11 protein-coding genes are annotated in these 8,798 nt (G+C 67.6%); 8 read left to right on the forward strand and 3 right to left on the reverse strand.

Annotated features, from left to right (window positions below):
- Positions 1–43 precede the first annotated feature (43 nt).
- Positions 44–607: a methylated-DNA--[protein]-cysteine S-methyltransferase gene (locus J2P76_RS23420; protein ID WP_207410524.1), complete on the reverse strand. Its 564-nt coding sequence runs from the start codon at positions 605–607 to the stop codon at positions 44–46.
- Complete coding sequence (gene rsmI, locus J2P76_RS23425) at positions 604–1,539, reverse strand: 16S rRNA (cytidine(1402)-2'-O)-methyltransferase (protein WP_207410525.1); 936 nt, start codon at positions 1,537–1,539, stop codon at positions 604–606. The genes J2P76_RS23420 and rsmI overlap by 4 nt, the downstream gene beginning before the upstream one ends.
- A 92-nt stretch (positions 1,540–1,631) precedes the next feature.
- On the opposite strand from rsmI, the gene J2P76_RS23430 reads away from it, so the two are divergent.
- The 5 genes from J2P76_RS23430 to J2P76_RS23450 all read left to right on the forward strand — a co-directional run bounded on the left by J2P76_RS23430 (position 1,632) and on the right by J2P76_RS23450 (position 4,938).
- Positions 1,632–2,120, forward strand: a complete 489-nt coding sequence (locus tag J2P76_RS23430; protein ID WP_207410527.1) for a YraN family protein — start codon at positions 1,632–1,634, stop codon at positions 2,118–2,120.
- A 30-nt stretch (positions 2,121–2,150) separates the two neighbouring features.
- A complete protein-coding gene (locus tag J2P76_RS23435; RefSeq protein WP_207410529.1) occupies positions 2,151–2,744 on the forward strand; it encodes a phosphoheptose isomerase in 594 nt (197 codons plus the stop codon).
- Positions 2,741–3,475 (forward strand): BON domain-containing protein, encoded by a 735-nt coding sequence (locus tag J2P76_RS23440; RefSeq protein ID WP_207410531.1) that lies wholly within the window; start codon positions 2,741–2,743, stop codon positions 3,473–3,475. The genes J2P76_RS23435 and J2P76_RS23440 overlap by 4 nt, the downstream gene beginning before the upstream one ends.
- On the forward strand, positions 3,476–3,970 hold the full coding sequence (locus tag J2P76_RS23445; protein WP_207410533.1) for a peroxiredoxin family protein: 495 nt from the start codon (positions 3,476–3,478) through the stop codon (positions 3,968–3,970). It abuts the gene before it with no gap.
- A 143-nt stretch (positions 3,971–4,113) separates the two neighbouring features.
- The gene (locus J2P76_RS23450) at positions 4,114–4,938 is read left to right on the forward strand and encodes a TauD/TfdA dioxygenase family protein (protein WP_207410535.1); all 825 of its coding nucleotides are present in this window, start codon (positions 4,114–4,116) and stop codon (positions 4,936–4,938) included.
- Positions 4,939–4,973: 35 nt separating this feature from the next.
- Here J2P76_RS23450 and J2P76_RS23455 read toward each other — a convergent pair whose 3' ends face one another.
- Positions 4,974–5,759, reverse strand: coding sequence for a MetQ/NlpA family ABC transporter substrate-binding protein (locus J2P76_RS23455; RefSeq protein ID WP_207410536.1), 786 nt, complete (start codon positions 5,757–5,759; stop codon positions 4,974–4,976).
- Between the two features lie 247 nt (positions 5,760–6,006).
- On the opposite strand from J2P76_RS23455, the gene argB reads away from it, so the two are divergent.
- Genes argB through slmA form a run of 3 tightly spaced genes read left to right on the forward strand, consistent with a single transcriptional unit; the run spans position 6,007 to position 8,262 of the window.
- Positions 6,007–6,909 carry an acetylglutamate kinase gene (argB, locus tag J2P76_RS23460; protein WP_207410537.1) on the forward strand — a complete coding sequence of 301 codons (903 nt, stop codon included), beginning with the start codon at positions 6,007–6,009 and terminating at the stop codon, positions 6,907–6,909.
- Complete coding sequence (locus tag J2P76_RS23465) at positions 6,909–7,655, forward strand: pyrimidine 5'-nucleotidase (RefSeq protein WP_207410538.1); 747 nt, start codon at positions 6,909–6,911, stop codon at positions 7,653–7,655. Before argB ends, J2P76_RS23465 begins: the two co-directional genes overlap by 1 nt.
- Before the next feature lie 34 nt (positions 7,656–7,689).
- Positions 7,690–8,262 carry a nucleoid occlusion factor SlmA gene (gene slmA / locus J2P76_RS23470; RefSeq protein ID WP_207410539.1) on the forward strand — a complete coding sequence of 191 codons (573 nt, stop codon included), beginning with the start codon at positions 7,690–7,692 and terminating at the stop codon, positions 8,260–8,262.
- Positions 8,263–8,798 lie beyond the last annotated feature (536 nt).

Raw genomic sequence — 8,798 nt, forward strand, 5'->3', positions numbered from 1 at the left:
ACGGTGTCTGACACCCTGCGGGAGTCAGACACCTGGGCCGCCACTACCAGGGCAGTTCGGCCTGGCCGTTGTCGATGCGGCGGGTCCGGGCGCTGCGCCCGGCATAGCGGTGCCCCTCATGCGCCAGCAAGGCCTGTTTGCGCGCCAGGCCGCCGCCGAAGCCGGTCAGCGAGGTGTCGCGGCCGATCACGCGATGGCACGGGATGAAAATCGAAATGGGGTTGCGCCCGATAGCCTGGGCCGCCGCCCGCACCGACTTCGGCCTGCCGATGGACAGGGCCAGGTCGCCATAGCTGCAAGTCGTGCCGAAAGGCAGGCCCAGCAAAGCCCGCCACACGGCCTGCTGGAACGCCGTGCCCTGCGGATCGAGCGCCACGTCGAATTCGCGCCGCCGCCCGGCGAACCACTGGGCCAGTTCGTCGCGCGCCTGGCCCAGGACGGCATGGTCGGGCGCCAGCCGCCAGGCCGGCGACGGCGGCGGCAGGTCCCATTGGTCCAGGAACCAGGCGCCGCGCAGCGCGTCGTCGCTGGCGGCCAGCCGCAAGCCGCCCAGCGGCGTGTCGGCGTCCAGGTAGGCCACCGCTTCATTCGCCGCCAGGCGCTTCATGCGGACTCCTTTCTCGCCAGGGCCAGCGCGTACAAGGCGTCGCGCGGCTGTCCGGTGACCTTGGCGGCCACCCGCGCCGCATCGCGCACCGACAGGCTTTCGAGCAGGGCGTCGAGCAGCGCCGCAGTGGCCGGGTCGTCCGGGCCGGCGGCGCTGGCCGCGGCCTCGGCCGCATGCACGATCAGCACGAATTCACCCTGCGCGCGGTGCGGATCGGCGGCCAGCCATTCGGCCGCCTGCGCCAGCGGCAGCGTGGCGATCTGCTCGAACCGCTTGGTGAGCTCGCGCGCGATGGTCAGCATGCGCGCCGGGCCGCAGACCTCGAGCAGGTCGGCCAGGCAGGCCGCCAGCCGATGCGGCGACTCGAACAACACCACCGGCGCGGGCAGCGCGCACCATGAGCGCAGCCAGCGCTGGCGCGCCGCCGCCTTGGGCGGCGCGAAGCCCGCGAACGCATAGGCCGGGTTTTCGTCGGACGTGGCTCCGCTGCCCATCAGCGCGGCAATAACCGAACTGGGGCCCGGCACCGGCACCACGGCGTAACCCGCGGCCCGCACGGCCCGCACCACGCGCGCGCCCGGGTCGCTGACAGCCGGCGCGCCGGCATCGGACACCAGCGCCACCCGCTGCCCCTTCGCCAGGCGCTGGCAGATGTCCTGCGCGGCGGCCGCTTCGTTGTGGCGGTGGGCCGCCATCAGCGGCGTGGTGATTCCCCAGGCATCCAGCAGGCTGCGGCTGGACCGCGTATCTTCGGCGGCGATCACGTCGGCGCGCGCCAGGGCCTGCCAGGCGCGCAGGCCCAGGTCGCCCAGGTTGCCGATGGGGGTGGCCACGACGTACAGCGCGGCTTCGGGCCAGTGCTGGCCGGCCACGCGCTCGGCCATGCGGCTCCAGGCGTCGCCGGCGGGCTCGGGCGAGACATTCTGATTCATGGGGGGCTGGCGGCTAGGCGGCAAATTGTGCCAGTGTAGCCGCCCGCCCTGGCCAGCGCGTACCCAAGCCCCGAACACCCCCTGGAGCCCCCATGTCCGATCTTTTCCTGGATATCGCCTACGAGCGGGCCCGCCAGGCCCAGCAGCGCCTGCTCAAGCGGCGCCGGGCCGCCGCGCGGCGGGCCGCGCGCGGGCCCGCCCCGGCTCCGGCCCCGCGCGCTTCGCCCACGCAGCGGGCCGGCACCGCGCACGAAGACCAGGCCCTGCGGCTGCTGGCGGGCGCCGGCCTGGTGCCGCTGGCGCGCAACCTGCATTGCCGCACCGGCGAAATCGACCTGGTAATGCGCGATGGCGACACGCTGGTGTTCGTTGAAGTGCGCGCCCGGGCCAGCGGCCGCTACGGCGGCGCCGCGGCCAGCATCGGCCGGGCCAAGCGGGCCCGCCTGCTGCGCAGCGCCGCCCTGCTGCTGCCCGACCTGGCGCGCCGCCATTGGGGCGGCCGGATTCCGCCGGTGCGCTTCGACGTGGTGGCCTTCGAGGCCGGCCAGGCGGACTGGCTGCCGGCCGCCTTCACCCTGTAGCCTGCCCGGCGCCGTGAGATAATGCCGGCCATGGATATGACCTCTCGGATGACGTCGCACTTCCGCGACGCCATGGCCGTCTGCGAACAAAGCATGCACGCGCTGTCCGGCCCCCTGGCCGGCGCGGTCGACCTGCTGTTCGCGGCCCTGGCCAACAACGGCAAGATACTGGCGTGCGGCAACGGCGGCTCGGCCGCCGACGCCCAGCATTTCATCGCCGAACTGGTGGGCCGCTTCGAACGCGAGCGCCTGCCCCTGGCCGGTGTCGCCCTGAACACCGACACCGCCATTCTTACCGCGGTCGGCAACGACTACGGCTTCGAAGAAATCTACGAACGCCAGGTCAGCGCGCTGGGCCAGCCCGGCGATGTGCTGGTGGCGATTTCCACCAGCGGCAATTCCGCCAACGTGATCCGCGCCATCCAGGCCGCCCACGAGCGCGAAATGTCCGTCATCGCCCTCACGGGCAAGGGCGGCGGCGTGGTCAGTGAACTCCTGGCTGCGCACGACGTCCATCTATGTGTGCCGCATGACCGCACCATGCGCATCCAGGAAATCCACGGCCTGCTGCTGCATGCGCTGTGCGACGGTATAGATGCCCTTCTTCTAGGAGACACCGAATGATGCCCGACGCCAAGACGGTTGCCCGCCCCCTGCTGCTGGCCGCCCTGCTCGGCACCGCCCTGTCCCTGTCGGCCTGCGCGCCGCTGGTCGTCGGAGGTGCCGCCGCCACTACCGCCGTGGTCATCACCGACCGCCGCACCTCGGGCGCGCAGCTCGAAGACCAGAACATCGCCTTCAAGGCCGAGCGCCAGATCAGCGAAAAACTGGGCGATGCCGCGCGCGTCAATGCCATGTCGTACAACAGTGTGGTGCTGCTGACCGGCGACGTGCCCTCCGAGGCCGCCAAGGCCCAGGCCACCACGGTGGCGCAGGGCATCCAGCACGTCAAGTCGGTGGTCAACCAGCTCAACATCGGCCCGGCCGCCTCGTTCGGCACCCGCTCGAACGACACCTGGCTGACCTCCAAGGTCAAGACCGCGCTGCTCAACACCAAGTACGTGCCGTCGGCCACCATCGCCGTCACGACCGACCGCAGCGTGGTATACCTGATGGGCTTGGTCACCGAAGCCGAAGGCAACTATGCCGCCACCGCCGCCTCCGAAGTCGGCGGCGTGGCCAAGGTGGTCAAGCTGTTCGAAGTCATCAGCCGCGACGAAGCCCTGCGGCTGTCGGGCCCGGGAACTCAGCCGCAAGGCGCCCAGTCCAATACTGCTACGCAGCAGCACGCCGCTCCCATCGAATCCGGCGGCGGCGGCGCGGTCAACGGCGTGCAGGCCATACCGATCAAGTAAATGAAAAAGCTCATTCTCACCCTGGCCATCCTGGTGGCGGCCGGCATCGGCGCCTGGTTCGTGTGGCGGCCGGCGCCCGCCGCACCCGACGTGGCCTTCACCACCATCGAAGGCAAGACCTTCAGCATGCACGACCTGCGCGGCAAGGTGGTGCTGGTGAAATTCTGGGCCACCAGCTGCGTCACCTGCGTCAAGCAGATGCCCGGCACCATCGAAACCTATAACGAATACGCGCCCAAGGGCTACGAAGCCGTGGCCGTGGCCATGAGCTACGACCCGCCCAACTATGTACTGAATTTCGCCGAAACGCGCAAGCTGCCCTTCCCCGTGGCGCTCGACGTCAAGGGCGATGTGGCCCGCGCCTTCGGCGACGTGAAGCTCACGCCCACCGCCTTCCTGATCGACAAGCAGGGGCGCATCATCAAGCGCTACCTGGGCGAATACGACCCCGTCGAATTCCACGCCGCCATCGAAAAAGCGCTGGCCGCCGGCTAGCGGCCCGGCGGCATCCAGGGGTGGAAATTGTTCAATCCCCCTGAATAATCCCTAATATTATTTGATTTGTCCCCACCCCCGGCCCGGCATAACATGTAGTCCGTTGCAGGGGCGCGCTGCGCCCCGCCCTGGAACCGACCGCCATGAAAATCCGGAAAATCGCCGGCGCGCTGGGCGCCGAACTGTCTGATATCGACCTGGCCCCCGGCCTGACGGCCGCTCAGGCCGCCGCCGTGCGCCAGGCCCTGCTCGACCACCAGGTCATTTTCATCAAGAACCAGAAGCTCACGCCTGCCCAATACCTGGCGTTTGCGCAGGCCATGGGCGAACCCATCGAATACCCGTTCGTGCGCGGCCTGGAAGGCTATCCCACCATCATCGAAATCAAGAAGCTGGAGCACGAAACCCTGAACTTCGGCGGCATCTGGCATTCGGACACCACCTACCTGGAAGAGCCTCCCATGGGCTCGATGCTGCTGTCACGGGAAATTCCGCCCTATGGCGGCGACACCATGTTCGCCAATCAGTACCTGGCCTACGAATCGCTGTCGGACACGATGCGCGGCCTGCTGGACGGACTGGTGGGCATCAGCAGTTCGGCCCAGGCCGACGTGTCCAAGACGCGCGAAGACCGCGTCCGCACCGATGGCCGCGAGGCGGCGCCCAAGGAATACGTGGCCGAACACCCGGTGGTGCGCACGCATCCCGAAACCGGCCGCAAGGCGCTGTACGTGAACGTGGCGCATACCATCGGCATCAAGGGCATGCGCCGCGAAGAGTCCGCGCCCCTGCTGCAGTTCTTGTTTAACCACCAGGTCAAGCCGGAATTCACCTGCCGCTTCGCCTGGCAGCCCGACACTATCGCCTTCTGGGACAACCGCTGCACCCAGCACAATCCGGTCAACGATTACCACGGCCACCGCCGGGTCATGCACCGCATCACCCTGAAAGGCGAACGCCCCGCATAAGCGGGGCGTTCGCGCAGGCCGGCGGGCGGAAAAAATCAGAAGGCCGGCACCACCGCGCCCTTGTATTTATCCAGGATGAACTGCTTCACCGCCGGAGTATGCAGGGCATCGACCAGCTTCTTGATGGCGGGCGAGTTCTGGTTGTCGGGGCGCGCGGCCACCAGGTTCGCATAGGGCGAATCGGCGCCTTCGATGAACAGCGCGTCTTTGGTGGGCACCAGTCCGGCTTCGAGCGCGTAGTTGGTATTGATGAGCGCCAGCTCGACGTCGTCGAGCGCGCGCGGCAGCATGGCGGCTTCGAGCTCGCGGAACTTGAGTTTCTTGGGGTTCTCGACCACGTCGAGCGGCGTGGCCACGATGTTGGACGGATCTTTCAGCTTGATGAGGCCCTGCTTCTGCAGCAGCAACAGGGCGCGGCCGCTGTTGGACGGGTCGTTCGGGATGGCCACCGTGGCGCCCGACGGCAGGTCGGCCACCGATTTGATCTTGCGCGAATAGCCGCCGAAGGGTTCGACGTGCACCAGGCCCACCGACACCAGGTGCGTGCCGCGGTCTTTGTTGAAGGTATCCAGGTACGGCTTGTGCTGGAAGAAATTGGCGTCCAGTTCTTTGTCGGCCAGCTGCAGGTTGGGCTGCACGTAGTCGCTGAATACCTTGATGTCCAGTTCGACGCCTTCTTTGGCCAGCACGGGCTTGACCACTTCCAGGATCTCGGCGTGCGGCACCTGGGTGGCCCCCACGATGAGCTTGTCGGCGTGGGCGGCGCCGGCCAGGAAGAAAGCGGACGCCAGCAGGGCTGTCCGGGCAAGAAGAAAGCGCATAGGTAACCTCGTGGGATGGAACGGAAAGGGCCGCCTGGGCCGGATAGGCCGCGGCCGTTGCAAAAACGCCCCCAATTTACCTGAATGCCGGTTATTTGTCGGGCATAACATCATAGGTTTTGGGTATAAGTAACGAGCCCGGACTACAATCTGCCGTATGCTTGCCCTGGCAGCGCCGAGCCCGCGCCGGCGCAGGCATTTTTCCTTTTCACGTCTTTTTTCACTCTTTAGCCGAGCTCTTCTTGCCATGACCGACACCCCCGACCCTGCCGCCGTCTCGTCGCCCGCTGTCAAAGCGGCCGTTCTTTCCGAAGCGCTGCCGTACATACGACGATTCCATGGCAAGACCATCGTGGTGAAGTACGGCGGCAACGCCATGACCGAAGAACGCCTGCAGCGCAGCTTTGCCCACGACGTGGTACTGCTCAAGCTGGTGGGCCTGAACCCGGTGGTGGTGCACGGCGGCGGCCCGCAGATCGACGACGCCCTGCGCCGCATCGGCAAGCAGGGCACTTTCGTGCAGGGCATGCGCGTGACCGACGCCGAGACCATGGAAGTGGTCGAATGGGTGCTGGGCGGCCAGGTCCAGCAGGACATCGTCATGATGATCAACGAGGTCGGCGGCAAGGCCGTCGGCCTGACCGGCAAAGACGGCATGCTGATCCAGGCCCGCAAAAAGCTCATGGCCAACAAAGAAAACCCCGACGAACCCATCGACATCGGCTTCGTGGGCGACATCACCCAGGTCGAGCCCGCGGTGGTCAAGGCCCTGCAAGACGACCAGTTCATTCCCGTGATCTCGCCCATCGGCTACGGCGAAGACGGCACGGCCTACAACATCAACGCCGACGTGGTGGCCGGCAAGATGGCCGAAGTGCTGGGCGCCGAAAAACTGCTGATGATGACCAACACCCCGGGCGTGCTGGATAAAAGCGGCAAGCTGCTGCGCAGCCTGTCGGCCCAGACCATCGACGAACTGTTCGCCGACGGCACCATCTCGGGCGGCATGCTGCCCAAGATCGCCTCGTCGCTGGATGCCGCCAAGAACGGCGTGAACTCGGTTCACATCGTCGACGGCCGGGTTCCCCACTGCCTGCTGCTGGAAATTCTGACCGACCAGGGCGTCGGCACCATGATCAGCTCGCACTGATGCAGGTGCATCGCCACCTGCTGCGGCCGGCGGCGCGCCAGCGCCGTTCGCGCCGCGCCGCCACGGGCGTGCCCGACCGCCTGTGGCTGTTCGACCTGGACAACACCCTGCACGACACCTCGTACGCGATTTTCCCGCGCATCGACCAGGGCATGACCGAGGCGGTGGCTGAAACGCTGGGCGTGGACATCGATACCGCCAACCGGCTGCGCGCCCAGTATTGGCGCCGCTACGGCGCCACCGTGATCGGCCTGGTGCGCCACCACGGCATCGACGCCCACGCCTTCCTGCGCCGCAGCCATGATTTCGACATCGATCCGCTGGTGCGCGCCGAGAAATTCCTGGCGGCCAAGCTGCGCCAGCTGCCGGGCCGCAAGGTGCTGCTGACCAATGCGCCCTTCCATTACGCGCGCGCCGTGCTGCGGCGCCTGGGCATCCTGCGCCATTTCGACAGCCTGTGGGCCATCGAGCACATGCGCCTGCATGGCGAGTTCCGCCCCAAACCCTCGCCCGCGCTGCTGCGCTACGTGCTGGCGCGCGAAGGGGTGCCCGCGGCGCGCGCGGTGCTGGTCGAAGACACGCTGCTGAACCTGCGCGGCGCCCGCCAGGCCGGGCTGCGCACTGTCCATGTGTATCACCCGGGCACGCCATTTGCACGGGGCGCCAACCACCGGCCAGGCTACGTCGACTTGCGGGTAAACTCGGTCAGCGACCTGCTGCTGCGCCGCCGTCCGCTGCGCGGCTAGCCGCGGCCCCTCTTCCACCACCCATTGTCATCCCATGGCAAGCAAACCCGGCGAGCGCAAGACCCAGATCCTGCAGACCCTGGCGGAAATGCTCGAGCAGCCGCACGCGGCGCGCATCACCACGGCCGCGCTGGCCGCGCGCATGCAGGTTTCCGAAGCCGCGCTGTACCGCCATTTCGCCAGCAAGGCGCAGATGTTCGAGGGCCTGATCGAGTTCATCGAAGTCAGCCTGTTCACGCTGGTCAACCAGATCGCCGCCGCCGAACCCCACGGCCTGGGCCAGGCGCGCAAGACGGTGTCGATGCTGCTGGCGTTTTCCGAGCGCAACAAGGGCATGACGCGGGTGCTGACCGGCGACGCGCTGGTCACCGAAGACAACCGCCTGCAGGAACGCATCAACCACATCAATGACCGCATCGAAGCCACGCTGAAGCAGTCGCTGCGCGTGGCCGTCAGCGACGGCGACCTGGCCCCCGACGCCAACATCACCGCCCACGCCAGCCTGCTGACCCACCTGGTGCTGGGGCGCTGGCTGCGATACGCGCAAAGCGGCTGGCGAGTGACGCCTACTGTGCATCTGGATGAGCATTTGCGGGTGGTGCTCTAGTTGTTGTGTAGTTGATGGTTCTTCTGGGCGTCGAGGCGGCGCCCTGGGGGTGGGCGGGCTTCACGGGACCGGTCTGGCGCCTTCGCGCCAGACAACGCGTTGTCAACCTCGTCGGCCTGCGGCCTCCTTCGGTTTCCCTCGCTCGGCCCCGAGGCGCCCGCCCACCCCCAGGGCGCCGCCTCGGCTCGCGGTAGTCCATATTCGACGCACCACTGGGGCGGCTGGGGTTCTTGCCTTCGTGGGGGATTGCACCTTGAAAAGAGAAAAATCGTGCGGGGCCGGCCATCGGCGCCGCCCTGCGCGGCGCCGATGGCCATTCGTGCACTGCGCATTGCGCCGCCCGAATGCGATATCGGGCCGCGCTGGGCGGCCTGATATCGCGGCCCCGCAAAATTTTTCCCTTCCCAGAAGCATGAGCCAAACAGGCAAGAACCCCACCCGCCCCGGCGATGTCCGGGCTTGAGGCCAATGCGAGTCGGTTGGGCGTTGGCGGTGCGGGCGGGGCGCCTCGGGGCCGAGCGAGGGAAACCGAAGGA

Origin of the sequence: Bordetella petrii (assembly GCF_017356245.1) — a bacterium.
Taxonomy (GTDB): domain Bacteria; phylum Pseudomonadota; class Gammaproteobacteria; order Burkholderiales; family Burkholderiaceae_B; genus Bordetella_A; species Bordetella_A petrii_D.

Bases quoted from the DNA above. Each gene is read 5' to 3' on its own strand.
- J2P76_RS23440 (WP_207410531.1), top strand. From the start codon at position 2,741: ATGATGCCCGACGCCAAGACGGTTGCCCGCCCCCTGCTGCTGGCCGCC.
- J2P76_RS23465 (WP_207410538.1), top strand. From the start codon at position 6,909: ATGCAGGTGCATCGCCACCTGCTGCGGCCGGCGGCGCGCCAGCGCCGT.
- argB (WP_207410537.1), top strand. From the start codon at position 6,007: ATGACCGACACCCCCGACCCTGCCGCCGTCTCGTCGCCCGCTGTCAAA.
- J2P76_RS23430 (WP_207410527.1), top strand. From the start codon at position 1,632: ATGTCCGATCTTTTCCTGGATATCGCCTACGAGCGGGCCCGCCAGGCC.
- J2P76_RS23435 (WP_207410529.1), top strand. From the start codon at position 2,151: ATGGATATGACCTCTCGGATGACGTCGCACTTCCGCGACGCCATGGCC.
- J2P76_RS23445 (WP_207410533.1), top strand. From the start codon at position 3,476: ATGAAAAAGCTCATTCTCACCCTGGCCATCCTGGTGGCGGCCGGCATC.
- rsmI (WP_207410525.1), bottom strand. From the start codon at position 1,539: ATGAATCAGAATGTCTCGCCCGAGCCCGCCGGCGACGCCTGGAGCCGC.
- slmA (WP_207410539.1), top strand. From the start codon at position 7,690: ATGGCAAGCAAACCCGGCGAGCGCAAGACCCAGATCCTGCAGACCCTG.
- J2P76_RS23450 (WP_207410535.1), top strand. From the start codon at position 4,114: ATGAAAATCCGGAAAATCGCCGGCGCGCTGGGCGCCGAACTGTCTGAT.
- J2P76_RS23420 (WP_207410524.1), bottom strand. From the start codon at position 607: ATGAAGCGCCTGGCGGCGAATGAAGCGGTGGCCTACCTGGACGCCGAC.
- J2P76_RS23455 (WP_207410536.1), bottom strand. From the start codon at position 5,759: ATGCGCTTTCTTCTTGCCCGGACAGCCCTGCTGGCGTCCGCTTTCTTC.